This is a genomic window from Phenylobacterium aquaticum (genome assembly GCF_947378715.1).
Taxonomy (GTDB): domain Bacteria; phylum Pseudomonadota; class Alphaproteobacteria; order Caulobacterales; family Caulobacteraceae; genus Phenylobacterium; species Phenylobacterium aquaticum_A.
Window position 1 is genome coordinate 1 of the sequence record NZ_CANCLE010000022.1, and the last position, 22009, is coordinate 22009.

Annotated in this window: 22 protein-coding genes; 10 read left to right on the forward strand and 12 right to left on the reverse strand. The window is 69.2% G+C overall.

What is annotated here, in order from left to right; all coding sequences use genetic code 11:
• The coding region (locus tag Q7P21_RS04950; RefSeq protein ID WP_304176038.1) for a glutathione binding-like protein at positions 1-318 on the forward strand (318 nt) is incomplete at its 5' end.
• 20 nt (positions 319-338) lie between these two features.
• Here Q7P21_RS04950 and Q7P21_RS04955 read toward each other — a convergent pair.
• On the reverse strand, positions 339-1478 hold the full coding sequence (locus tag Q7P21_RS04955; protein ID WP_304176039.1) for a hypothetical protein: 1140 nt from the start codon (positions 1476-1478) through the stop codon (positions 339-341).
• Positions 1479-1595: 117 nt separating this feature from the next.
• Positions 1596-2384 (reverse strand): alpha/beta fold hydrolase, encoded by a 789-nt coding sequence (locus tag Q7P21_RS04960; protein ID WP_304176041.1) that lies wholly within the window; start codon positions 2382-2384, stop codon positions 1596-1598.
• Positions 2385-2468: 84 nt separating this feature from the next.
• Between Q7P21_RS04960 and Q7P21_RS04965 the strand changes: the two genes are divergently transcribed.
• On the forward strand, positions 2469-3539 hold the full coding sequence (locus Q7P21_RS04965) for a hypothetical protein (protein ID WP_304168326.1): 1071 nt from the start codon (positions 2469-2471) through the stop codon (positions 3537-3539).
• Positions 3540-3543: 4 nt separating this feature from the next.
• Here Q7P21_RS04965 and Q7P21_RS04970 read toward each other — a convergent pair whose 3' ends face one another.
• Genes Q7P21_RS04970 through Q7P21_RS04980 form a run of 3 tightly spaced genes read right to left on the reverse strand, consistent with a single transcriptional unit; the run spans position 3544 to position 6928 of the window.
• Entirely contained in the window at positions 3544-4647 is a 1104-nt protein-coding gene (locus Q7P21_RS04970; protein WP_304168329.1) for an aromatic ring-hydroxylating dioxygenase subunit alpha, read from the reverse strand.
• Between the two features lie 52 nt (positions 4648-4699).
• Positions 4700-6316, reverse strand: coding sequence for an alpha-amylase family glycosyl hydrolase (locus Q7P21_RS04975; RefSeq protein WP_304176043.1), 1617 nt, complete (start codon positions 6314-6316; stop codon positions 4700-4702).
• Between the two features lie 3 nt (positions 6317-6319).
• Positions 6320-6928: an ATP-dependent Clp protease proteolytic subunit gene (locus tag Q7P21_RS04980; protein ID WP_304168335.1), complete on the reverse strand. Its 609-nt coding sequence runs from the start codon at positions 6926-6928 to the stop codon at positions 6320-6322.
• Between the two features lie 234 nt (positions 6929-7162).
• Here Q7P21_RS04980 and Q7P21_RS04985 point away from each other — a divergent pair, with 234 nt between their 5' ends.
• The gene (locus Q7P21_RS04985) at positions 7163-7915 is read left to right on the forward strand and encodes an extensin family protein (RefSeq protein WP_304168338.1); all 753 of its coding nucleotides are present in this window, start codon (positions 7163-7165) and stop codon (positions 7913-7915) included.
• Positions 7916-7943: 28 nt separating this feature from the next.
• Here Q7P21_RS04985 and Q7P21_RS04990 read toward each other — a convergent pair whose 3' ends face one another.
• On the reverse strand, positions 7944-9041 hold the full coding sequence (locus Q7P21_RS04990) for a 3-deoxy-7-phosphoheptulonate synthase (RefSeq protein WP_304176045.1): 1098 nt from the start codon (positions 9039-9041) through the stop codon (positions 7944-7946).
• Between the two features lie 314 nt (positions 9042-9355).
• Here Q7P21_RS04990 and Q7P21_RS04995 point away from each other — a divergent pair, with 314 nt between their 5' ends.
• Positions 9356-10567 carry an acyl-CoA dehydrogenase family protein gene (locus Q7P21_RS04995; RefSeq protein WP_304168345.1) on the forward strand — a complete coding sequence of 404 codons (1212 nt, stop codon included), beginning with the start codon at positions 9356-9358 and terminating at the stop codon, positions 10565-10567.
• Between the two features lie 16 nt (positions 10568-10583).
• Here the strand turns inward: Q7P21_RS04995 and Q7P21_RS05000 are convergent, their stop codons facing one another.
• A complete protein-coding gene (locus tag Q7P21_RS05000) occupies positions 10584-11195 on the reverse strand; it encodes a pyridoxamine 5'-phosphate oxidase family protein (protein WP_304176047.1) in 612 nt (203 codons plus the stop codon).
• A 109-nt stretch (positions 11196-11304) separates the two neighbouring features.
• Between Q7P21_RS05000 and Q7P21_RS05005 the strand changes: the two genes are divergently transcribed.
• Positions 11305-12189 carry a LysR substrate-binding domain-containing protein gene (locus Q7P21_RS05005; protein ID WP_304168351.1) on the forward strand — a complete coding sequence of 295 codons (885 nt, stop codon included), beginning with the start codon at positions 11305-11307 and terminating at the stop codon, positions 12187-12189.
• Here Q7P21_RS05005 and Q7P21_RS05010 read toward each other — a convergent pair.
• Positions 12152-13093 carry a lysylphosphatidylglycerol synthase domain-containing protein gene (locus tag Q7P21_RS05010; protein WP_304168353.1) on the reverse strand — a complete coding sequence of 314 codons (942 nt, stop codon included), beginning with the start codon at positions 13091-13093 and terminating at the stop codon, positions 12152-12154. The genes Q7P21_RS05005 and Q7P21_RS05010 overlap by 38 nt on opposite strands.
• Positions 13094-13299: 206 nt before the next feature.
• Here Q7P21_RS05010 and Q7P21_RS05015 point away from each other — a divergent pair, with 206 nt between their 5' ends.
• The 4 genes from Q7P21_RS05015 to Q7P21_RS05030 all read left to right on the forward strand — a co-directional run bounded on the left by Q7P21_RS05015 (position 13300) and on the right by Q7P21_RS05030 (position 16713).
• A complete protein-coding gene (locus Q7P21_RS05015) occupies positions 13300-14607 on the forward strand; it encodes a glycosyltransferase (protein WP_304168356.1) in 1308 nt (435 codons plus the stop codon).
• 91 nt (positions 14608-14698) lie between these two features.
• Entirely contained in the window at positions 14699-15463 is a 765-nt protein-coding gene (locus Q7P21_RS05020) for an SDR family oxidoreductase (RefSeq protein ID WP_304168359.1), read from the forward strand.
• 108 nt (positions 15464-15571) lie between these two features.
• On the forward strand, positions 15572-15964 hold the full coding sequence (locus Q7P21_RS05025) for a VOC family protein (protein ID WP_304168361.1): 393 nt from the start codon (positions 15572-15574) through the stop codon (positions 15962-15964).
• A complete protein-coding gene (locus tag Q7P21_RS05030; protein WP_304168364.1) occupies positions 15961-16713 on the forward strand; it encodes a helix-turn-helix domain-containing protein in 753 nt (250 codons plus the stop codon). The genes Q7P21_RS05025 and Q7P21_RS05030 overlap by 4 nt, the downstream gene beginning before the upstream one ends.
• On the opposite strand, the gene Q7P21_RS05035 is transcribed toward Q7P21_RS05030, so the two are convergent.
• On the reverse strand, positions 16695-17867 hold the full coding sequence (locus tag Q7P21_RS05035; RefSeq protein ID WP_304176049.1) for an aminotransferase: 1173 nt from the start codon (positions 17865-17867) through the stop codon (positions 16695-16697). The genes Q7P21_RS05030 and Q7P21_RS05035 overlap by 19 nt on opposite strands.
• A 39-nt stretch (positions 17868-17906) precedes the next feature.
• Between Q7P21_RS05035 and Q7P21_RS05040 the strand changes: the two genes are divergently transcribed.
• Entirely contained in the window at positions 17907-18365 is a 459-nt protein-coding gene (locus Q7P21_RS05040; RefSeq protein WP_304176051.1) for a GNAT family N-acetyltransferase, read from the forward strand.
• Here Q7P21_RS05040 and Q7P21_RS05045 read toward each other — a convergent pair.
• Genes Q7P21_RS05045 through typA form a run of 3 tightly spaced genes read right to left on the reverse strand, consistent with a single transcriptional unit; the run spans position 18362 to position 21868 of the window.
• Positions 18362-18718 carry a response regulator gene (locus Q7P21_RS05045; protein WP_304176053.1) on the reverse strand — a complete coding sequence of 119 codons (357 nt, stop codon included), beginning with the start codon at positions 18716-18718 and terminating at the stop codon, positions 18362-18364. The genes Q7P21_RS05040 and Q7P21_RS05045 overlap by 4 nt on opposite strands.
• Positions 18715-20028, reverse strand: coding sequence for a sensor histidine kinase (locus Q7P21_RS05050; RefSeq protein ID WP_304176055.1), 1314 nt, complete (start codon positions 20026-20028; stop codon positions 18715-18717). The genes Q7P21_RS05045 and Q7P21_RS05050 overlap by 4 nt, the downstream gene beginning before the upstream one ends.
• 7 nt (positions 20029-20035) lie before the next feature.
• Entirely contained in the window at positions 20036-21868 is a 1833-nt protein-coding gene (typA, locus tag Q7P21_RS05055) for a translational GTPase TypA (RefSeq protein WP_304176057.1), read from the reverse strand.
• Between the last annotated feature and the right edge of the window lie 141 nt (positions 21869-22009).

A 22009-nucleotide genomic window follows, 5' to 3' on the forward strand; every position in this document is an offset into this window, starting at 1 on the left:
TCGGCCATGCTGCCCCTGATGCTGTTCATGTATGTCGGCCGCCTGGGCGAGGCCGGCGCCGCCCTGCATCCGCGCCTGGAAAGCGAGATCGCCAACCACATGGGCTATGTCGAGGCCTCGCTCGCCGGCCACGACTACATCATGGGCGCAGAGCTCTCGGCCGCCGATATCCAGCTGTCGTTCGTGGGAGAGGTCCTGGGCGCCTTCGGCCGGCTCGACGCCTATCCGAACATCAAGGCCTGGGTCGCCCGCTTCCAGGCGCGCCCGGCCTATCGGGTGGCGCTTGAGAAGGGCGGCGCCTACTCGTTCGCGAAGTAGCAGCTTCTGCGGTCGACAGGTCAGGCGGCGTCGGGGGTCTCTTCGATCTCCGCGTCGCCCAGACCCATGTCATAGTCGCTGAGCAGCTGGCAGGCCTCGGGGCCGGTCGCCTCGACCTTCATCCCGATCGGGAACCGGCGGCGCCAGAACACCGTGGCGTGGGCCAGGGCGCCCATGCGGTCGCCCAGGCCGAAGAACAGGCTGGGGGCGGCGGTCAGGAAGTCGCGGAAGCCGCGCGGATCGCCCTTCTCGGTCAGGTCGCGGAAGGCGGTGTCGTAGACCGCCAGGATCTGGGCGGCCTCGGAGGTTTCCTTGGCCAGCGCCCGACAGATCCGGTCCTGGCCGGCCTCCACATATTTGCCGATCACCGGCGGGCAGGGCTGCAACAGCACCATCCGGCCGATCTCGGCCGAGGCGATCTGCACCGTGGTCCGGAGCTCGGCCATGGCGCGCTTGTAGTAGAGGAAGGCCTTCCAGGCGAAGACGCCCTCGCGGAAGGCCTCTTCGTCGAGGCCGAAGGTCCGGCGCAGCGGCTCCAGCCTGGGATCATTCTGGGCCGAGAGAATCGCCCCCACCAGCTTGGCGGTCTGGGTCGGGTCCTGGCCCTTGCCAAAGGCCAGCAGGACCAGCTGGGCGACCTCATTGATCACAAAGCCCTGCACGCCCTGCAGCTCCGAGGCCGAGATCGGGACATAGCAGCCCGCCGCCTCGATCTCGCGGCGGCGCAGATGCTCGCGCAGCAGGAAGGCGTCAAAGGACGGCAGTTCGTTCACGGCCCCCAGGACCCGGAAGTCCTCCTGCAGGTCCGGGCTGTCGCCGCCGCAGATCTCGGTCAGGCGCTCGCGCCAGGCGTCGTCGCCGACCCGCAGGCTCGCCCCGCCAAGACCCAGGGCGTCGGTCGCGCGGGGCAGGAAGATCCGGGTGGTGACGCCCGGTCCCTCAGACGGCCCGGCCGGCAGGCGCTGCTTCACATAGAGGGCGGTGTTGAGCACTCGGCTGCGGAACAGCGGCTGGTCGCGATAGCCGGGCGCCCGGCCCCAGTCGCGCGCCACCGCCACCAGGTTCAGCACCCGGGCGGTGGAGGCGGCGGCCTCGAGTTGGGCCAGACTGCGCGCACCGAGACTGGGCTGCGCCGCTGGCGCGGCTTGGGGCTTGGACATGGGCGTCCCGGTTGAACCAGCCGTCACCATAGACGCCGTTCGTTCGCTCACCCTTAAGCCCGTGCGAAAATCGCCAGGCCGGGAGGACCATGATCAGCGGCCAAACATCGCACCGGTTCAGCGGGCGTAGGGATCGTCCAGCAAGCCGTCGAGGAAGTCGAACACGGCGGCCTTGGTCAGGGCGTGCGGGATGGCCGAGAAGTGGTCGCACCCCGGCACGGTCACCGCGTGGCCATCCAGGAACAGGCGCGACAGCTCCTCCGGATCGCCGGCGCCGTCATCCCTCTGGCCCGCCACCACCAGGGCAGGGGAGGCGAAATCCCCTATGGCGGCGGTGTCGAAGGGCGGATTGGTCACCCCGGTCATGGCGGCCAGCGCCTCGCGGTCCTCGCCCTGTTCGTCGGCGAACTGGCGGAAGCTGCGCAGCATCGGCTCGGTGATGGTCTCCGGATCGGCCGCCCGCATGGCGTCGGCCATGGGATTGCCGGCCGGCAGGGCGCGTTCGCCGATCAGCTTGCCGCCCACGCCCCCCAGGATCAGGTGGTTGATCCGGTCCGGCGCGGCCAGGGCCGTGGCCAGCGCCGTGCGCGCGCCCATCGAATATCCGAACACGTCGGCCCGCCCGAGGCCCAGCTCGTCCATCAGGGCGATGACGTCGCCGGCCAGCTTGGCGCGCTGATAGGCGTCGGCCGCGTGGGGCTTGGCGCTTTCGCCGTGGCCGCGCTGGTCGAGCGCGACGCAGCGGATGCGGCGGCGCTCGAAGGCGGCGTACCAGCCCGTGCGCCGCCAGCCCTCGTGGCGGTTGGAGGCGAAGCCGTGGATCAGGACAATGGTGCGCTCATGACCCCCTGGCGGGACGATGTCGTCATAGGCCAGGCGCAGTCCGTCGGAGGTGAAAGTAGACATTGGTTTTAACGGCTCAGTCAGAAAACAAGGTTACTTAGGGTATGCCCAAATCGGGTGCGGCGAACGGCCGCGGAGGAATGCGTGATGTCGGCTCAGGAAACGGCAAAGACCATCATCGCCACAATGACCCGGATCGACCGGGTCACCAAGCGCGCGACACGCGAGCGCGATCGCAAGGAACGGCTCGCCGAGCGCCAGAAGCGGCCGGAGGTTTCGGCCGAGGCGGCGACCCGATTTGATGACCTGCTCGAAAAGCTCACCCGGGCCCACTGCGTGAAATATGTCCGCAAGGACTGGAGCGAAGTCGCTCGGCGCGGCCTGGTCGAGCCGATGCCCCGCACCAATGACAAGGAGCGGGTCGCCCGCCGCGCTCTGCAGAACTATCAGCCCGGCGTCATCGACGCCCTGTTCAAGATGGAAAAGGACCGCCGGCGCGCTCTGGTCGCCCGGGTCCTGGCCGCGGCCAAGGCCGATCTCGAACTCTATGAACAGGGCAAGCGCGCCGCCGAGGCGCACAATACCGACGTCACCGTCGCCGCAGGCGTGCTGGCTCTCGACCTCACCGCCATCGAATCGACCCTGCGGGCCAATCTCGATTTCGCGGCCCTGCGCCCGGCGCTGGAGGGTTTCGCCCTGTCCCAGCCGGTTCCCGGCCGGTTCATCGTCTATATCGACGCCCTGGAACTGGACGCCCTCCCGGACGAGGCCTGCGTCGTCCAGCCCGGCGGCCGGGCGGCCTATGTCGCCATGCCCAAGACCAATATCCAGGAAATGCACCTGACCAATGTCTGCTCGATCAGCCTGCGGATCGGGGTGGAGGTGCTGTCGGCCGTCGGTGTCGATGCGGTCGAGGTGGTCACCCGTTGCCAGCTGCCGGTTCCTGGCGGCAAGGACACCGAACAGCATCCGATCGCCTATGTGAAGCTGACTCACCAGGCCATGACCCGCATGGACCTTCCCAAGCTGGAGCCGGTGTCCACCGTCACCGCGCTCGGCGGCCGGCTCGACTGGGACGCCACCAAGGGGTTCAGCCCGATCAGCATCGACGATCTGAAACTGGCCGGCGCCGCGCCGGGCGCGCCGGCGCCCGCCCCGGTCGCCGCGGTCGCGCCCCAGGCGCCGGTCCGGCCGAACCAGGCCCGCGCGTCCTACTAGCTGCTTAGCTGCGCCAGCGTAGGGTGGCGGCCTCGACCGGATTGACGAACTCCCGGTCGTCTCGGCGGCTGGCGATCCATTCGCGCTTGAGCTGCTGGTACCACTTGGCCTGACGGTCGGCGTCGTCGATCCACAGCAGGCCCGGGTCGTATTTCAGTCCCTCGTTCTGCAGGTTCACCATGTCGCCGTCCTGGTGCAGGAACACCCGGATCATGTGCTTGAACCAGGGCCGCAGCAGCGACGCCGCCCAGTGGTCGGTCCAGACGATCTGGGTGATGCGGGTGCGGGTCTCGCTGACCGGCGTCAGGCAGGTGAGCGCCAGGACCTGGCGGCGACCCACCAGCACATGCTCCCAGCGCAGCCCCGGCAGGCGGAAGGTGATCTCGGTCTGGGGATCGCCGCCCAGCAGCCGATAGAGCCGATTGCTCTTCGACGGCGGATGGCGGGTCATCACGAAGCCCAGCTCGGAGGGGGCGAAGGCCTTGGCCTTGTCGTGCTGGCCCTTGGCCTTGCGCGACCACCACTGGCCGTGGACATAGGGCGCGTGGGTCGGGTCCATCAGCCCCACGACGGCGTGGTCCATGTGGGCGTCGAAATCCATGCGGTCGACGAACTTCGGCGCGCCGCCCACCACGCCTTCGAAGGTCGGCGGCGGCTGCGGCGGATCATCGGCGAAGCGGGGATCAGCGGACACCCAGATCCAGACCATCCCCTGGCGCTCGGCGGCCGGATAGCGACGGACCCGGACCTTGCCGACGTCCATTTCCTGCTCGGCGACCAGTGACGGGATGGCGGTGCAGGCGCCGTCCGTGCCGAACCGCCAGCCGTGATAGGGGCATTCGATGCTGGGCCGGCCGTCGGCCTCCTCCACCAGCCGGCCGGCCGACAGCGGCGCGGCGCGGTGCGGGCAGATGTCCTTCACCGCATAGACCTGACCCTTGCGGTCACGGCCCAGCAGCACGGGCTCGCCGAGAATCTCATAGCGCTGCAGCTTGCCGGGCTTCAGCTCGGCCGAGAGCGCCGCGAAATACCAGATGTCGCGCAGGAACCCCTGGCCGAACTTGGTGTCGGCGCCGGCGCGGGCGGGCTTGGCGTTTCCGTCGGGCATGGGGTCCGTTGTAGCCGCTGAAGCCGAAGACTTAAATCCTCGGCGAGGGAGCTTAGCCGAGGCGGAAGAGTCTCACGGCATGCGGGCCCAACGCCAGCCGGCCGCCGTCAAGACTGGCGATGCCGGCGCCTGGCGCCAGCACGCGGGCGGCCGCGAGCCGCGAATCCTCGAAGCTCTGGGCCTCGCCGCTCATGTTGAAGACGCAGAGCACCGTCTCGTCGCCCTCGGTCCGGGTGAAGGCCAGGATCGGTTCGGGCGCCTCGACCATGCCGATCTCGCCGCGGGTCAGGGCCGCCGAGCCGCGCCGCAGGGCGATCATGGCGCGGCTGAAGGCCAGCATGGAGCCGGCGTCGGCCTCTTGCGCCGCCACGGTCAGCTCGGCGTGTTCCGGGGCCGAGGGCAGCCAGGGCTTGGCGGGCGAGAAGCCGAGATGGGCGCCCGGCGCCCAGGGCATGGGGGTGCGCGAGCCGTCGCGGCCCTTGGAGATCGGCCAATAGAGGTCGCCGACCGGATCGCGGATCTCTTCCCGGGTCAGGCTCTGGGCCTCGGGCAGGCCGAGTTCCTCGCCCTGATAGATCAGCGTGGTGCCTTTGAGCGTCAGCAACAGGGCGAACATCAGCCGCGCCACCGCGTCGCCGCCGCCAAACCGGGTGGCGGTGCGTGGAATGTCGTGATTGCAGAACGAGATGCAGGGCCAGTGGCCGGGGTGGCGGGCCAGGGTTTCGAAGTGTTCGCGGAACACCTTGGCGCCCAGCCTGCGGGCGTGCAGCAGCACGAAGGTGTAGGCCGAGTGCAGCCCGTCGTCCGGCGTGCAATAGGCGCCGCAGCGTTCCTCCTCCTCGGAGAACTCGCCGAACACGAAGCGATCGCCGCCATTCCGGCCGCTGTGGGCGTCCACGCGGCGACGGATCTCGTCCAGCAGCGGGATGTTTTCCGGCAGGTTGGAATCGTTGAGATGGCGCTGCATCTCCGAGGCGTGGGCCCAGTGATGACGGGTGCGCTCCGCCGCCGGGACGGCCGGGTTTGGCGTCAGGGCCGCGTCGTGCAGGAAGGTGCCGGCCACGTCGAGGCGGAAGCCGTCGATCCCCTTGGCCAGCCAGAAATCCAGCACCGAGATCGCCGCTTCCTTGGCGTCCGGGTTGATCCAGGACAGCTTGGGCTGCTGGCGCAGGAACTTGTGGTGATAGTGCTGGCGCCGCGCCGGCTGATAGGCCCAGGCCGGGCCGCCGAACACGCTGAGCCAGTTGTTGGGCGCCGTGCCGTCGACGGCCGGATCGGCCCAGACATACCAGTCGGCCTTGGGACCGTCGGGACCGCCATCGCGGCTCTGCGCGAACCAGGCGTGCTCGTCGGAGGTGTGGGCCAGGACCTCGTCCAGCATGACCTTGATGCCGCGCCCGTGGGCGGCGTCGACCAGGGCGGTCAGGTCGTCCAGCGTCCCGTAGTCGGCATGGACGCCCTCATAGTCGGAGACGTCATAGCCCCAGTCGCGGTTGGGGGAGGGGTGGATGGGCGACAGCCAGATGGCGTCGACGCCCAGGCTTTCGATGTAGTCCAGCTTGGCGGCGACCCCGGCCAGGTCGCCATGGCCGTCGCCGTCCGCGTCAAAGAAGCTGCGGACATAGATGTGATAGACGACCGCGCCTTTCCACCAAGGCGCGGTCGCCATCGCTTAGGCTTCCTCGGCGCGGTTGATGACCCGGGAGGCCAGGCCATAGGCCACGGCGTCCTCGGCCCCGATCCAGAAGTTGCGTTGGGTGTCCTTGACGATCTTCTCGTAGGGCTGCCCGGTTTCCTTGGCGATCATGCGGTTGACGCGCTCGCGCATCTTCACGATCTCCTCAGCCTCGATCTGGATGTCCGAGGCCTGGCCGCGCACGCCGCCCGAGGGCTGGTGCAGCAGGAAGCGGGTGTTGGGCAGGCAGACGCGATTTTCCTTGGCCGCGCCCAGATAGATATGCGCCCCGGCGCTGGCCACCCAGCCGGTGCCGATCATCTTCACCTTCGGCCCGCAGAAGCGGATCATGTCGTGGATGGTGTCGCCGCTTTCCACGTGGCCGCCGGGGGAGTTGATGATCACCCGGATATCGTCCTCGGACTTCGCCGCCAGCGCCAGCAGCTGAGCGGTGACCCGCTCGGCCAGGCGCATGTTGATCTCGCCAAAGATCAGCACTGTGCGCGACTTGAAGAGCGCGTTTTGCACCGGCCCCGCCGTCATCGGCATGTCAGGCTTGTCGGCGCCTTCGCCCTCTTCTTCGTCGTCCAGCCGCCAGTCGCGCATGGTGTCGTCACTCCGTGTCGTCGTCTTACGGAACCTGATGTGCGCCGCTTGCATCCGCAAGGGGGCCCAGGCCGCCGTCCTGATGAGGCGGGGGTTGTACTGGATGATCCTTTTCAAGTTGTCGACGCCCGATGCTTATTCCTGCGCCAAATGGTGGCGGCTCGGCCCCCGGGCGGCCGGATCGGGCCCGCCCATGCTAGGGTGGCGCCGACAATAGCCAGCCGTTGAGCTCATATGGCCTATCGCGTTCCGCACCATCCCCGGATCGAACACCATGCGCGGCGCCAGACCCTGTTGGCGCGGTTGGTGGGGCTGGTGCTGCTGTGGATTCTGGTCGCGGTCATGGCGCTGGTCGCCGACCGGACCCTCGGGCCCCAGCACCTGATCTGGAAACCGCTCAGCGTCATCGATCCGGTCGGGGCGGCCACCCGCGCCAAGGCCGCGCGCACCGGCGCGGACCCGATCGCCTGCCGCCAGGTGCTGAGCCAGGGCGGGGTGGTGTTCACCGCCGTGCCGGTCCGCCAGACCGCCAGCGCCTGCCAACTGGACGGGGCGTTGCAGATCACCGCCGGCATGGCGCCCCTGCATCCGCTGGACGCCCCCATGACCTGCAAGGAGGCGCTCGCCGTCTCCATCTGGGAGCGCCAGGTGGTGCAGCCCGCCGCGTTCGAGATCCTGGGACAGGGCGTGGTGGGGCTGGACCACTATGGCAGCTACGCCTGTCGCAGGATCTATGGCCGCCCCGAGGGGCCCTTGAGCGAGCACGCCACGGCCAACGCCCTGGACCTGGCCGGCTTCCGCCTGGCCGATGGCGGACAGGTCACCGTGGCCCATGACTGGGCCGATCCCGGGCCAAAGGGCCAGTTCCTGCGCCGGGTTCGGGACGGCGGCTGCCACGTGTTCATCACCGTGCTCTCGCCCGACTACAACAAGGAGCACGCCGACCATCTGCACCTGGACATGGGCGGCTGGCCGCTCTGCGCCTGAGCACAGGAACCAGCCGCCTGGTCGAGGTTCAGGCCTCCGCCGTCGCCAGGCTGGCCGCTGCGCCCGCGATCCGCAGGCCCCGCCGCGCCCGCACCGCCCTGGCCAGGCCGTCCAACGCCTTCAGCGAGGTCGGCCAGTCGATGCAGCCATCGGTGATGGACTGGCCATAGGTCAGGGCCTTGCCGGGGCTGAGATCCTGGCGACCGGCGACCAGATGGCTCTCGACCATCACGCCGATGATCCGGACATCGCCCCCGGCCACCTGGGTCGCCACGTCCTCCAGCACCTTGGGCTGGTTCTCCGGGTTCTTGGAGCTGTTGGCGTGGCTGGCGTCGACCATCACCATTGGCTTCAGCCCCTGGGCGGCGATCTCGCCGCAGGCGGCGGCGACATTGAGGGCGTCATAGTTCGGGGCCCGCCCGCCGCGCAGCACCACGTGGCAGTCGCCATTGCCGCTGGTCGCCGCGACCGCCGACCGGCCCTCCTTGGTCACGGCTAGGAAATGGTGCGGCTGGCTGGCGGCCTTGATGGCGTCGATGGCGATGCGGATATTGCCGTCCGTGCCGTTCTTGAAACCCACCGGGCAGGACAGGCCCGACGCCAGTTCGCGATGGATCTGGCTCTCCGTGGTCCTGGCCCCGATCGCGCCCCAGCCCACCAGGTCGGCGATATATTGCGGCGTAATCACGTCCAGGAACTCGCAGGCCGCCGGCACGCCCATGTCATTGACCTCGAGCAGCAGGCCGCGCGCCATCCGCAGGCCCTCCTCGATCCGGAAGCTGCCGTCCAGATAGGGGTCGTTGATCAGCCCCTTCCACCCCACCGTGGTCCTGGGCTTCTCGAAATAGACCCGCATCAGGATCTCCAGGTCGCCGCCCAGCCGGGCCCGCGCCTCGGCGACCAGCCGGGCGTATTCCAGCGCCGCGTGGGGATCGTGGATCGAGCAGGGACCGATCACCACGACCAGGCGGTCGTCCTCGCCGGTGAGGATGCGGTGGACGGCGTGGCGGGCGGCCTGGACGGTGACGCTGGCGGCAGGCGTGCGCACGATCTCGGCTATCACCTCGGCGGGCGGACTGAGTTCCCGCAAGGTGCGGATGCGAAGATCGTCGGTGGTGGCGGGCATGGCGGGCTTCCTTCGTGGAGAAGAGCCAGCGCCGGCGGCCAATAAAAAAGCCGCCAGGAACGCTGGCGGCTGGGTGGGTGTCTGTTCAGGACGTCTTCACGTCAAACGAACCCCTTCCTCCGCCAGCGGCATCGGAAAGCTAAAGTACCAATAGGAATATTGGGCGCGGAGGTTCATCGCCGCCACCCAAACATCAGCGACGCCGGGGAGTCAACGCCGCGTGCGCCGAGCTTACCTTGGGTGAATCTTGTTCCAGCCGCCGCGAAGCCTAAGGTGGGGCCCAAGAGATCACGGTTCTGACGGGAGACATCACCATGGCCGATTTCGGAGGCGACCTCGAACTTGAGGACTTCCGCGCCGAGGCGCGCACCTGGCTGGAGGAGAACTTCCCGGCCGCCCTGAAGGGCAAGGCCGCGCTGGCCATGGCGATGATGGAAGGCCTGAAGCCGGACGGCGACCTGCTGGCCTGGAAGCAGCGGATCGGCGCCAAGGGCTGGGGCACCCCCACCTGGCCGGCGGAATATGGCGGCGGCGGACTTTCACCGGCCCAGGCCCGCGTCCTGCAGCAGGAAATGGCCAAGGCTGGCGCCTTCAACCCGCTGACCTTCGGCATGGGCGTGACCATGATCGGCCCGACCATCCTCGACTACGGAACCGAAGAGCAGAAGAAGAAGCACATCCCGCCGATCGTGCGCGGCGATATCCGCTGGTGCGTCGGCTATTCGGAGCCCAATGCCGGATCCGACCTCGCCTCCCTGCAGATGAAGGCGGAGGACGCCGGCGATCACTGGAAGATCAACGGCCAGAAGACCTGGACCAGCGGCGCCCAGTGGTCGCAGTGGTGCGGCGCCCTGGTCCGCACCGACTTCTCCGCCAAGAAGCACGACGGCATCTCCTTCATGCTGATCGACATGAACCAGGCCGCGATCGATCCCCGGCCCATCGCCCTGATCGCCGGGGCCTCGCCGTTCTGCGAGACCTTCTTCACCGACGCCCGCGCCGAAAAGGACGCCCTGCTGGGCGAACTGAACCGGGGTTGGACGGTCGGCAAGCGCCTGCTGCAGCACGAGCGCGCCAGCCAGACCGGCGCCCCCTCCGGCGCCCGCGCCACGCCCCTGCAGGACATCGCCAAGCGCTATGTCGGCGAGGACGCGCAGGGCCGCCTGGCCGATGCCGACCTGCGCACCCGGCTCACCCGCCACCTGATGGACGCCAAGGTCCACGGCCTGACCCTGGCCCGCGCCGTGGCGGAGTCCAAGGGCGCCTCGGGCGCCACCAACGCCGCCTCGGTGCTGAAGAATTCCGCCACCAATGTCGCCCAGACCCGCGCCGAACTGACCCTGGAGATCATGGGCGGACAGGGTCTCGGCTGGGACGGCGCGAGCTTCTCCAAGGACGAGATCGAGGCCGTGCGCAGCTGGCTCGGCGGCAAGGCCATGTCGATCTATGGCGGCTCGGTGGAGATCCAGAACAACATCATCTCCAAGCGCATCCTGGGCCTGCCCGACAGCACCCACTCGGCATGACAGCGCGGCCAGGGCCTCACCACATCGAGGCCCTGGCCCGCTCCGGCCATTCGCGATCATAGGCCTCGCCGCCGACGGCGCCTGCGCTGGCGGCGGCCAGCATCTGGCCGGCCGACGGCAGGCTGGCGGGCTCGACGAAGGTCTCCGGGTCCCAGACCCGTCCGCGCATCAGCGCCCGCGCGCACTGGAAAAACACCGTGTCTATGGTGATGACGACCACGGAGCGCGGCGGCTTACCCTCCATCCGGAAGCTGTCCAGCAGGGCGGGATCGGTCTCGATGACCGCCCGGCCATTGACCCGGAGCGTGGTGTTCGAACCCGGGATCATGAACATCAGGGCCACGCGGGGGTCCCGCACGATATTGCGTAGCGAATCGCAGCGATTGTTGCCCCGCCGGTCGGGCATCATCAGGGTTCGGTCGTCGGCGATCCGCACCACGCCGCCCGCGTCGCCGCGCGGCGAACAGTCCAGCCCCTCCGGTCCGACCGTGGCCAGGGCGCAGAACGGCGAGGCCTCCACATAGGCGCGATAGGGGCCATTCAGGCAGTCCAGCTCCTTCACCGTCGAGGCGGCGTTGGTCTGGCCATAGATCGCCTCCAGGGCTTCGAGAGTGGTCAGGCGGGTCATGAACAGTGATCCTCATTCACGGTTTCGCCCAAGAGTGCCGCTTCAGATCATTTTGAAAAATGGAATTCGGGTGCGATAGATCGTGAATAGAACTCACGAAAGGTTCGCCGTGGTTCGTCGCCTGCCGCCGCTCTCGGCCCTGCGCGCCTTCGAGGCGGCCGCTCGCCTGGGCTCGGTCACCCGCGCGGCCGAGGAACTGGGTCGCACCCACGGCGCCGTCAGCCGCCATGTCCGCAGCCTGCAGGACCACCTGGGGGCGCCCCTGTTCGACAAGGCGGGAACCGGGCTGCGGCTGACCTCGCGCGGCGAGGCCCTGCTGGCGACGGTCGCCGAGGCGCTGGACGGGTTGGAGCGCGGCTGGACCCGGCTCGCCGATGACGCCCAGGGTCCCAGCCTGCATGTGGCCTGCAGCGCCACCTTCGCCGTGCGCTGGCTGGCGCCGCGCCTGGCCGGCTTCTACCGGGCCCATCCCAAGGTGAAGGTCCGGCTGTCCATGACCTCGGCCGGAGAGATGCGCCGCCAGGGCGCCGATCTGGTGATCGCCTGGGATCGGGACGGATTTCCGCGCCCGGACCAGGCCCGCGCCATGCCTCTGGCCGAGGCCGCCTTTGGCCCGGTCTGCGCGCCGGACTATCCCTGGTCGGACCCGGAGGGCGGCGTCCTGCGGCTGCCCTGTCGCATCGGCCACGACTTCACCACCAGCGCCTGGGACCAGTGGGGGCGGCTGGCCGGGATCGGCGTCGCCTGGACCGAGGAGCGCAGCTTTCCCCACACCCACCTGTGCCTGGAGGCCGCCCTGGCGGGCGTGGGGGTGGCCCTGGTCGAGCGGCGGATGGCGCAGGATGATCTTGCGGTCGGTCGGCTGAGCGCGCCGCTGGGCTTCCAGTCTTTCCCGCAAGGCCTGGCCGCAATCCCGGCCGGCGCAGGGCCGCTCACGCCCCAGGCGGCGGACTTCGTCAGCTGGCTGCAGGCGGAGCTTGCCGCCGCGCCATGAGCGCGTCGCCGGCCAGGGCCACGGCCGAGATCCCCAAGGGCAGCAGATAGTAGAACAGACGATAGCCCAGCATTCCGGCCGCCAGGGCCGGGCGCGGCAGCTGGGGCAGCAGGGCGACCAGGGCGCCTTCGAACACCCCCAGCCCGCCGGGCACCCCGGAGAACAGCCCCGCCGACATGGCGGTCAGATAGCCGCCCGAGAAGGTGGCGAAGCCCAGGCCGTGTCCGGGGATCAGCAGCCACATCAGGGCCGCCGACAGCACCACGTCGCCCAGGCCGAAGCCGAACTGCACCAGGCCCAGCCACAGGGGCGGCAGGGCGACCTGCTGGCCCAGTAGGGTCACCTGGCGCCGGATCAGGGCGCAGGCGGCCAGATAGGCCAGGGGCGCGGCCGCCAGCAGGGCGCCGGTCACCCGCATCAGGCCCACCGGCGCGCCCAGGGTCTGGAAGGCCGCGGCCGGGGCCAGCAGGAAACTCAGGCCGGACAGGGCCGCCAGGCCCAGGCCGAAGGACATCGCCCCATAGACCGTGACCACCGCCGACTGGGCCACGGTGACTCCATGGCGCGCATAGACCCCGGCCCGAATGGCGCCGCCCACGAAGATGGTCATGCCGAGATTGTTGGCGAGCGCATGGGAGACGAAGGAGCCTCCGACCCCCGGGATCCAGCCGATGTTCGAGCCGGACCAGCGCAGGGCGATCTGCTCATTGATCCCAAGCAGCAGATAGCCGGCCAGGGACAGGGCGGCGGCCACGGCCAGGCGGCCGGGGCTCCAGGCGCGCGCGGCGGCGGCGATCTCGGCGGTGGAGGTGTGGTGCAGTTCCCGCCACAGCACATAGGCCGCCGCCGCCAGCAGCAGTCCGGAGATGGCGGCGTTGATCAGGGCTTTCGGTGGTCTGGTCATTCGGCCCTCTGGGCGCCGCGCTGCGGCGGCGCCCGTTCTGGCCCTCACCTCGGACGTGGGTTGACGCAGGTCAAGGATGCACGCCTAAATCCTGCCGCGAGTGTCCTGGACACCACGTGATGAAGCGACCTCATATTTTGGGGGTCGACGGATCGCTCGGCGGTCGGAACGCGGCGGCGAGCGCCGTTGCAGGATGGAGCGGGTCCATGGGGAGAAGGATCGTCCTGGCCACGGCAGGGACGGCTGGCGACCTCAACCCGTTCATCGCGATCGCCCTGGAGCTGCGCGCCCGGGGTCATCAGCCGATCATCGCCACCCAGCATGAATTCCAGCCGGCCATCGCGGCGGAGGGCCTGGCCTTCCACCTGGTTCGCCCAGGCGTCGACGATGTGCGCCGCGAGCTGGGGCTCGACGCGCCAGAGATCGTCCAGCGCGCCACCCACGGCTCCAGCGGCCTGGAGTTCGCCGTCCGCCGGATCGCCATGCCGTTCCTGCGCCGCGCCTTCGACGACATGATGGAGGCGACGGCCGGCGCGGATCTGGTGGTCACCCACACCTCGGCCTTCGCCGCCCGGCTGGCGGCCGAGAAGCGCGGCGCGCCCTGGCTGTCGACGGCCCTGGCCCCCTTCACCTTCATGTCGGCCTATGACCCGCCGATTCTCTCGACCCTGCCGCCGCTTAAGGCCCTGCGCCAGATGACCGGCGCCCGCTCGGACGCCGCCCTGGCCCGGGTCCTGCGCCTGGCCACCGCCTCCTGGACCGGCAAGTTCCAGCAGATGCGCACCCGGCTCGGCCTGCCGCGCAGCGCCAATCCGCTGTTCGAGGGCCAGTTCTCGCCGTTCGGGACCTTGGCGCTCTATTCGCCGGTGTTCGGGTCGATGCAGCCGGACTTTCCGCCCGACTGCGCCATGACCGGCTTCTGCTTCTATGACCGGCGCCGCGGCGCCGCCGAGCGCCTGCCGGACGATCTGGCGGCCTTCCTGGAAGCCGGGCCGCCGCCCCTGGTCTTCACCCTGGGCTCGGCGCTCACCCTGGAGCCTGGACGGTTCTACGAGGTCGCCCTGACCGTCGCTCGCCGCCTGGGCCGCCGCGCCGTGCTGCTGGTCGGTCCCGACGCCGCGCGTCGCCTGCCGCGCGGCGAGGGCGTGCTGATCACCGAATACGCCCCCCATTCCCTGCTGTTCCCCCGGGCCTGCGCCGTGGTCCATCACGGCGGGGTCGGCACCACCGCCCAGGCCCTGCGGGCCGGCAAGCCGCAGCTGGTGGTCCCGTTCTTCGCCGACCAGCCGGACAACGCCGCCCGGGTCGTGCGGCTGGGCGCCGGTCGATCCCTGTCGGACCGGGCCTGGCGGCCGGCGGCCGCGGAGCGAGAGCTGACCAGCCTGCTGGACGGCAGCTACACGGCCCGCGCCGAGGAGCTTTCGCGGCGGCTGTCGCGCGAGCACGGCGCCGCTGCGGCCGCCGATCGGATCGAGGCCCTGCTCTCCAGCCCCGAGCTTCGGCTGACCGCCTGACCCCCCGTCGAAGCGCTTGACCTTGCGTCCGCCGGCAAGGCAAATGCCGCGCAAGGAATTCAAACATACGTTTTAGGGGGAGGCCGCGATCATGGGCCAATTGTTCGATCTGACCGGCAAGGTCGCCATCATCACCGGCTCCACCAAGGGCATTGGCAAGGCCATAGCCGAACGCATGGCCGAGCATGGCGCCCAGGTCGTCATCTCGTCGCGCAAGGCCGGTCCCTGTGACGAGGTCGCCGCCGCCATCAACGCCGCCCATCCGGGCGCGGCCATCGCGGTCCCGGCCAATATCTCGTCCAAGGACGATCTGCAGAACCTGGTCGACGAGACGCGCAAGGCCTTTGGCAAGGTCGATATCGTGGTCTGCAACGCCGCCTCCAATCCCTATTACGGGCCGATGAGCGGCATCAATGACGACCAGTTCCGCAAGATCCTCGAGAACAACATCATCGCCAACAACTGGCTGATCCAGATGGTCGCGCCGGAGATGCGCGAGCGCAAGGACGGGGCGATCGTGATCATTTCCTCGATCGGCGGCCTGCGCGGCACCTCGGTGATCGGCGCCTACGCCATCTCCAAGGCCGCCGACATGCAGCTGGCCCGCAACCTCGCCCAGGAGCTCAGCCCCGACAATATCCGGGTCAATTGCATCGCGCCGGGCCTGGTCAAGACCGACTTCGCCAAGGCCCTGTGGGACACGCCGGAAGGCGAACGTCGCGCCAGCTCCGGCACCCCGCTGCGCCGCCTGGGCGAGCCTGACGACATCGCGGGCGCGGCGGTGTTCCTGTCCTCCAAGGCCGGGTCCTGGATGACCGGCCAGACCGTGGTCATCGACGGCGGCTCGACCAGCTGAGGTCGCTTACCGACCTGGCGCGCGCGCGATAGTTTTTGTCACGACGTCGCAAGCGCGCCACGGGGTTTGGAGTCATGCTGGTCTCTCCTGATAATCTGGAGAGACCCCATGCCGGCCAGGTTCCGCCACTTCGCGATCAACGCCGATGACGTGCCGCGCGCCAAGCGCTTCTACGAGACCGTGCTGGGCTGGACCTTCACCCCCTGGGGGCCGCCCGGCTTCTACCAGACCCGCAGCGCCGGCGACGGCTTCCTGGGCGCGTTGCAGGGCCGGCGTGAGCTGATAGCCGGCCAGCGCACCAACGCCCTGGAGACCAGCTTCGGGGTCGCGGACCTGGCCGCCACCATCGCGGCCGTCGAGGCCCAGGGCGGGCGGATCATCATGCCCCGCGTGCGGATCGAGGGGGTCGGCGACCTGATCTATTTCGAGGACACCGAGGGCAATGTCCTGGGCGCCATGCAGTACGATCCCGGCGTGTTCGAGGAAGGCGGCGGGGCTTGAGCGAAGCCGGCGACGGGTTCCTGATCCGATCCCTGGCCTCGACCTATCCCGACGGCTTCACCATCGCCGCCCACGATCATCCCTGGGGCCAGCTCGCCTATGGGATTTCCGGGGTGATGCGGGTGGCGACCGAGGCCCGGGTCTGGCTGTCGCCAGCCACCCGCGCGGTCTGGCTGCCGCCGCACCGGCCCCACAGCCTCCGCATGAAGGGCGCCGTGGCCCTGCGCACGATCTATGTCGCGCCCGAGATCGGCGGCGATCTGCCGGTGGAGGCCGTGGTGCTGGCGGTCAGGCCGCTGCTGCGCGAGCTGATCCTGCATGCGCTGTCCCTGGGCATGCTGGGACCCGGCGTCCCGGCCCAGGCCCGGCTGGCCCAGGTGCTGGTCGACCAGATCGCCCTGGCCCCGCGCGAGGACCTGGCCCTGCCCCTGCCGCGCGATCCCCGCGCCCTGGCCCTGGCCGAACAGATCCAGGCGCAGGTGGAGGCCAGGACCAGCCTGCCGGACCTGGCCCGCGCCGCCGGCGCCTCGCTGCGCACCCTGCAGCGGGTCTTCCCGCGCGAGACCGGCCTGTCGCTGGAAGACTGGCGGCAAAAGGCCCGGATGATCCATGCCGCGGCGGCCCTGGCGGCCGGCGCCACGGTCACGGATGCGGCCCTGGGCTGTGGCTATGAGAGCGTTTCCGCCTTCATCACCGCCTTCCGCCGCCAGTTCGGGGTGACGCCGGGCCGCTACCCGCCGGCCGCCTGAGACAGCCTCCGGGCCTGGGCCAGGCGTTCGATCCCGGCGTCCAGGGTGGCGTCGCGCTTGGCGAAGCACAGTCGCAGGATGGTGGTGACCGGCGTGTCCTCATAGAGGGCTGAGACCGGGATCGTCGCCACGCCGGCCTCCTTCACCGCCCGCAGGCAGAAGGCCCGGTCGGACTCGAGAATCCCCGAGGCCGGCAGGTCGATATTGATGAAATAGGTCCCCGACGACGGCAGGACGGAGAAACCCTCGCGTCGCAACCCCTCGGCCAGCCGGTCGCGGGACCGCTGCAGGTCGGCCGGCATGGCGCTGAACCACGGGCCGGGATTGTCCAGGCCATAGGCCACCGCGCCCTGCAGATTGGGCGGGGTGGTGAAGGTCAGGAACTGGTGGGCCCGGGCGAGCGCGTGGCTCAGCGCCGGCGCCGCGATCAGGAAGCCGACCTTCCAGCCGGTCAGGCCGAACATCTTTCCGGCCGAGCCGATCTTGACCGTGCGCTCGCGCATGCCGGGCAGGACCATCAAGGGCGTGTGGACGAGGCCGTCGAACACCACCTGCTCCCAGACCTCGTCGCAGACGGCGATCACGTCGTGAGCCACGCAGACCTCGGCCAGCAGCGCAAGGTCCTGCGCCGACGCCACGGTCCCGGCCGGGTTGAGCGGGTTGTTCAGCACCACCAGCCGGGTCTTGTCAGTGAAGGCCGCCTCAAGCATGGCCCGGTCGAACCGCCAGTGCGGCGGCTCCAGCCGCACCAGCCGGGGAATGCCGCCGGCCCGGCGGATCAGCGGCAGATAGGCGTCATAGACCGGCTGGAACACCACCACCTCGTCGCCCGGCTCGATCAGGGCCAGGAAGGTCGCGGCCAGGGCCTCGGTGGCGCCCGACGTGATGGTGACCTCGGTCTTCCAGTCGAGATCCAGGCCCTGGGTCCGGCCATAGTGGCCCGCCACCGCCTCGCGCAGCTCCGGCAGGCCGGCCATGGGCGGGTACTGGTTGTAGCCGTTCAGCACCAGGTCGGCGGCCCGCTGGCGGATATCCAGCGGACCCGGGTCGTCGGGGAAGCCCTGGCCCAGATTTATGGCGCCCAGCTCCCGGGCGAGGCCCGACATCTCCTCGAAGACGGTGGTGGGCAGGTTTGCGAAGACGGGATGAACCATGGCTCTTGCCTAGCACAGGGTCCGGGGCAGAATCGAACCATGCAGATCGTCAATTTCGAACCCCGCCACGCGCAAGCCTGGAAGCAGCTGAACGAGGCCTGGATCACCCAGCTGTTCAAGATCGAGCCCAAGGATCGCGAGGTGCTGGACCATCCCAAGGCCAAGATCCTCGATCACGGCGGCCATATCTTCATGGCCGAGGCTGAGGCCGGGGGCGAGGCGATCGGCTGCGCAGCCTTGATCGCCCTTCCGGACGGTGGCTTCGAGGTGGCGAAGATGACGGTGAGCGAGGCTGCGCGGGGAACCGGCCTGGGCCGGCTGCTGATGGCGGCCTGCATCGACCGGGCCCGGGCGCTGGGCGCGCCCAGGCTCTATCTGGAGACCAATTCCAGCCTGGCTCCGGCGCTCGGCCTCTATGAGGCGATGGGCTTCGTCCACCTGCCGCCGCGCGAGACGCCCTACGCCCGCGCCGACGTCTGGATGGAGCTGATCCTCTAGGTGGCCTTCAGCGCTTCGCCCAGGGTGCGGCGGGTCACCGGCTTGCCGAGGAAGCCCACGGGCTTCACCCGGGCCATGTCGCGGCGGAAATCCTCGGTGATCGATCCGGAGATGAACAGCGAGCGGATGCCCAGCTGGTCGTAGAGTCTCAGGGCCAGCTTGCCCCCATCGGTATTGCGGGCCAGGCGGATATCGACCAGGGCCAGATCCGGCCGGCTGGTCTCGGCGCGGCTCCAGGCGGTGTTGGCGTCGGCCGCCTCGGCGACCACCTCGTGACCCAGCTCCTCGAGCAGTCCCACCATGTCCAAGGCGATGAGCGCGTCGTCCTCAACCACCATGATGCGCATCGTCATGCCAAACTCCGTGGAAAGACGAGCGCGAAATGCGCGCCGACCTCCGCCGTCTCGATGATGAACCGGCCCTGCAATTGCCGGGTCAGGGCGTCGATGGCCCTCATGCCCAGGCTCTTGCCCCGTCTCGGATCGAAATTCGGCGGCAGACCCTGTCCGTCGTCCGACACGCTTAAGCGATAGGCGCCCTCCTCGGTTCCAAGCGTCACCCTAATCTTGCAGGGCCGGCCCGGCGGACAGCCATATTTCAGGGCGTTGGTGATCAGCTCGTTGAGGATCAGCGCCAGGGGCGTCGCCTGGCGGACGTCCAGCTTGGCGCTGATCACCTGGGTCTCCAGGGTGACCTCTTCACGGCCCAACGACGCCACCAGCTCCCGCGACAGGGTCTCAGCATAGAGGCCGGCGTCGAAATCGCCCAGCATCTCGCCGGAGCGGTAGAGCTGCTCATGCACCCGGCCCACCGCCATGATCCGGTCCAGGGTCTTCTCCAGGGCCTCGCGGGTGTCGGCGTGAGGCGAGGCCCGCGACTGCAGCCGCACGACGCTGGCGATCTGCTGCAGGGAGTTCTTCACCCGGTGGTTCACCTCGTCGATCAGCAGCGTGCGGTCGGCGAGCAGGTCGCGCAGGCGCTCGGCGGCGTCGGCCTCGGCCTCGCGGTCCAGGTCGATCTCGCGCAGGGTGCGCACCACCACGGCGGCCAGCAGCACGGCGAACAGGGCCAGCGCTCCGATCACCCCTACCCGGATGGTGCGGGCCCGATCGATCCGCTCGGTCTCCAGCTGGCGCTCCGTGGCGTCGATCTGGGCCAGCTGGACGCGGATCGCCTCCATGGCCGCGATGCCGCGGCCCTGGCGGATGATGCGGATCGCGGCCACCGGCGCGCCGGCCCGCCGGGCGGCGACCACCTGGTCTATGACCTCCAGCCGTATGCCCATCTGCTGACGCAGCGGGGCGAGGCGGCCTTGCTGGGCGCGATTGTCGGCGGTCAGCCGGTCGAGCGCCTCAAGGCTGCGCACGGCGCGGGTCTTGGCGTCGGCTATGGTGGCGATGAAGCGGCGGTCGGCGGTCAGGACATAGGCCCACTGGGCCGACTCGGCCTCGGTGAGCGCCTCGAGGGTGTCGGCGACTCCGGTACGGACCTTGTGGGTGTGGCTCACCCAGGAGGTGGCGCTGTCGTACCAGAGGAACAGGCCGCCCAGGGCGCCGAAGCCCAGGAACAGGGCGGCCATGATCCCGGCGAGCATCCGGTAGGTGCGCTCCCGCGCCGCCTGCCGGTCAGACCCCGATGTCTCCGTCGGATCCGTGCTCGCCATGCAAATCCTATTCTTCTTTGACGCGTCTCTTGCGGAACGAAGGATTGAGCACTTGTTTCCTCAAGCGGATCGATTTCGGCGTCACCTCGACCAGTTCGTCCTCCTCGATATAGGCGATGGCCTGTTCGAGGGTCAGGCGGCGGGGCGGGGTCAGGCGGACGGCTTCGTCCTTGCCGGAGGCCCGCACATTGGTCAGCTGCTTGGCCTTCATCGGGTTGACGTCCATGTCGTCGACCCGCGAGTTCTCGCCGATGATCATGCCCTGATAGGTCTTTTCGCCGGCGCCGACGAACATGGTGCCGCGCTCTTCCAGGTTCCACAGGGCGTAGGCCGCCGTCTCACCGTCGGAGTTGGAGACCAGCACGCCCTTACGGCCGGCGTCGATCGCGCCCTTGTAGGGCTCGTAGTGGCTGAACACGCGGTTCAGCACGCCGGAACCCCGGGTGTCGGTCAGGAACTCGCCCTGATAGCCGATCAGCGAGCGCGAGGGGGACATCAGGCTGATCCGGGTCTTGCCGGCGCCGGAGGGGCCCATGTCCTTCAGCTCGGCCTTACGGGCCGACAGCTTCTCGATGACGATGCCGCTGAACTCGTCGTCGACGTCGATCATGACGTCTTCGATCGGCTCCAGCCGCTGTCCGGTCTCCGGATCGGTCTGATAGACCACCCGGGGACGGCTGATGGAGACTTCGAAGCCCTCGCGGCGCATGCCTTCGATCAGCACGCCCAGCTGCAGTTCGCCACGGCCGGCGACCTCATAGGCGTCCTTGTCGGCGGTCTCGGTCACCCGGATGGCGACGTTGGACTGGGCTTCCTTCAGCAGGCGGTCGCGGATCACGCGGCTCTGCACCTTGTCGCCCTCGCGGCCGGCCAGGGGGCTGTCATTGACCGAGACGGTCATGGAGATGGTCGGCGGGTCGATCGGCTGGGCCGGCAGGGCGTCGGTGACCTCCATGGCGCACAGGGTGTCGGCCACGGTCGCCTTGGACAGGCCCGCGATGGCGACGATGTCGCCGGCCTCGGCGTCCTCGATCGGCTGGCGCTTCAGGCCCCGGAAGGCCAGCACCTTGGTGATGCGGCCGCGCTCGATTTCCTTGCCGTCCAGCCCCAGGGCGTGGATGGCCATGCCGGGCACGGCCTTGCCCGACTGGATGCGGCCGGTCAGCAGGCGGCCCAGGAACGGGTCGTTCTCGATCAGCACGGACAGGATCTGGAACGGCTTGTCCTTGTTCTCGACGACCTTGGGTTCCGGCACGTGGCGGACGATCAGGTCGAACAGCGGGGCGAGCGTGTCATTGGGCTTGGACATGTCGAGCGTCGCCCAACCGTTCTTGCCCGAGGCGTAGATGTGGGGGAAGTCGAGCTGCTCGTCGGTCGCGCCCATGGCGGCGAACAGGTCGAACACGTCGTTCAGGATGCGGTCGGGATCAGCGTGCGGCCGATCGACCTTGTTGAGGCAGAGGATCGGGCGCAGCCCCATCTTCAGGGCCTTGCCGAGCACGAACTTGGTCTGGGGCATCACCCCTTCCTCGGCGTCGACCAGGATGACGCAGCCATCCACCATGCCGAGGATCCGCTCCACCTCGCCGCCGAAGTCGGCGTGGCCGGGGGTGTCGATGATGTTGATCCGGGTCTCGCCGGCTTCCCCGTGCCACAGCACGCTGGTGCACTTGGCCAGGATGGTGATCCCGCGTTCGCGCTCCTGGTCGTTGGAGTCCATGGCGCGTTCGACCGTCGCCTCATTGGCGCGGAACACGCCGGACTGGGCGAGCAGCTGGTCGACGAGAGTGGTCTTGCCATGGTCGACGTGGGCGATGATGGCGATGTTGCGGAGCGACATTTAAATCTTATCTCGGGGAGGGCGAGGCTTTGAAGGGCGCGCGCTTTTAGTTGAGCGCGCGCGGTTATGCCAGCGCCTTCTCGCATGACCCCTCTGCGTGATTCCGTCGCCATTGTGCAGCGCAACACGAAAGCGGCAGGT

Bases quoted from the DNA above. Each gene is read 5' to 3' on its own strand.
- Q7P21_RS05000 (WP_304176047.1), bottom strand. From the start codon at position 11,195: ATGACCCGCCTGACCACTCTCGAAGCCCTGGAGGCGATCTATGGCCAG.
- Q7P21_RS05010 (WP_304168353.1), bottom strand. From the start codon at position 13,093: ATGACCAGACCACCGAAAGCCCTGATCAACGCCGCCATCTCCGGACTG.
- Q7P21_RS04955 (WP_304176039.1), bottom strand. From the start codon at position 1,478: ATGTCCAAGCCCCAAGCCGCGCCAGCGGCGCAGCCCAGTCTCGGTGCG.
- Q7P21_RS05035 (WP_304176049.1), bottom strand. From the start codon at position 17,867: ATGGTTCATCCCGTCTTCGCAAACCTGCCCACCACCGTCTTCGAGGAG.
- Q7P21_RS04960 (WP_304176041.1), bottom strand. From the start codon at position 2,384: ATGTCTACTTTCACCTCCGACGGACTGCGCCTGGCCTATGACGACATC.
- Q7P21_RS05050 (WP_304176055.1), bottom strand. From the start codon at position 20,028: ATGGCGAGCACGGATCCGACGGAGACATCGGGGTCTGACCGGCAGGCG.
- Q7P21_RS04990 (WP_304176045.1), bottom strand. From the start codon at position 9,041: ATGCCCGCCACCACCGACGATCTTCGCATCCGCACCTTGCGGGAACTC.
- Q7P21_RS05020 (WP_304168359.1), top strand. From the start codon at position 14,699: ATGGGCCAATTGTTCGATCTGACCGGCAAGGTCGCCATCATCACCGGC.
- Q7P21_RS04980 (WP_304168335.1), bottom strand. From the start codon at position 6,928: ATGCGCGACTGGCGGCTGGACGACGAAGAAGAGGGCGAAGGCGCCGAC.
- Q7P21_RS05025 (WP_304168361.1), top strand. From the start codon at position 15,572: ATGCCGGCCAGGTTCCGCCACTTCGCGATCAACGCCGATGACGTGCCG.
- Q7P21_RS04975 (WP_304176043.1), bottom strand. From the start codon at position 6,316: ATGGCGACCGCGCCTTGGTGGAAAGGCGCGGTCGTCTATCACATCTAT.
- Q7P21_RS04965 (WP_304168326.1), top strand. From the start codon at position 2,469: ATGTCGGCTCAGGAAACGGCAAAGACCATCATCGCCACAATGACCCGG.
- Q7P21_RS04970 (WP_304168329.1), bottom strand. From the start codon at position 4,647: ATGCCCGACGGAAACGCCAAGCCCGCCCGCGCCGGCGCCGACACCAAG.
- Q7P21_RS04985 (WP_304168338.1), top strand. From the start codon at position 7,163: ATGGCCTATCGCGTTCCGCACCATCCCCGGATCGAACACCATGCGCGG.
- Q7P21_RS05015 (WP_304168356.1), top strand. From the start codon at position 13,300: ATGGGGAGAAGGATCGTCCTGGCCACGGCAGGGACGGCTGGCGACCTC.
- Q7P21_RS04995 (WP_304168345.1), top strand. From the start codon at position 9,356: ATGGCCGATTTCGGAGGCGACCTCGAACTTGAGGACTTCCGCGCCGAG.
- typA (WP_304176057.1), bottom strand. From the start codon at position 21,868: ATGTCGCTCCGCAACATCGCCATCATCGCCCACGTCGACCATGGCAAG.
- Q7P21_RS05040 (WP_304176051.1), top strand. From the start codon at position 17,907: ATGCAGATCGTCAATTTCGAACCCCGCCACGCGCAAGCCTGGAAGCAG.
- Q7P21_RS05045 (WP_304176053.1), bottom strand. From the start codon at position 18,718: ATGACGATGCGCATCATGGTGGTTGAGGACGACGCGCTCATCGCCTTG.